This window comes from Nocardiopsis coralli (assembly GCF_014892575.1).
Classification (GTDB): Bacteria; Actinomycetota; Actinomycetes; order Streptosporangiales; family Streptosporangiaceae; genus Nocardiopsis; species Nocardiopsis coralli.
Map to the genome: position 1 here is coordinate 1 of NZ_JADBGI010000061.1, position 738 is coordinate 738.

The window sequence follows — 738 nt, forward strand, 5'->3', positions numbered from 1 at the left end:
GGGTCGGGGCCAGACTCGGCGCCCGAACCGGGGCACGAGCCGGGCGGCGACCCGGTCGCCCCGGATGCCCCGGCCGCGCCTGCGGCCTCGGGGCCAGTTGCCCCGGTTGCGTCTGCGGCGCCGTCGGCCCCGGCGTTGCCGTTGGCGTTGGTGTCGTTCTTGAAGGCGAAGCCGAAGCCCATCAGCGCCGACAGGGGCACGGTGATGTTGATGACCGCCTTGGTCCCGGGTGGCTGCGAGCAGCCACCGCCAGAAGCGGAGCCGTCATCGGCGGGGCCGTCCGCGCCGCCGGAGGCGGAGCCGCCGGGGCCGTCGCCGTCGGTGTCGCCGACGGGGTCAGCACCCGCGTCACCGCCAGCGGTGCCGGAGGCGTTGCCCTTGCCGGTGCCCTCGGCCCCGGCCTTGGTCTTGATGTGGGTGTGGCCGTGGTGGCCGTGGGCGAAGCCCATCGCGCTGATGAGCGCGTCGTAGGTACGCCCGTAGCGCGAAGTCACCGCCTCGCCCGGGGGGATGAAGTCCAGACCGGAGCCACCGGCGTTGCCGGTGCCGCCGGAGGCAGCGGTACCGTCGGCGCCCGCGCCGGTGTCGGGGTTCTTCTCGGTGGTGCCGTAGGGGGCCGTGAACGAGGCCAGCGCCGCCTTGAGACGCTCACCATCAGAAACCGGGCCCCAGGCTTCGAAGGTGAAGCCCGCGAAGTTGGAGTACAGGCGGGCCCCGCGTTCGGCGAACTCGGCCGCC

General features: G+C 74.3%; 1 pseudogene. It reads right to left on the bottom strand.

Annotation, left to right across the window (positions count from 1 at the left end):
• Positions 1 to 738: pseudogene (locus IDM40_RS27760) on the bottom strand (HNH endonuclease signature motif containing protein); the annotation flags it as partial.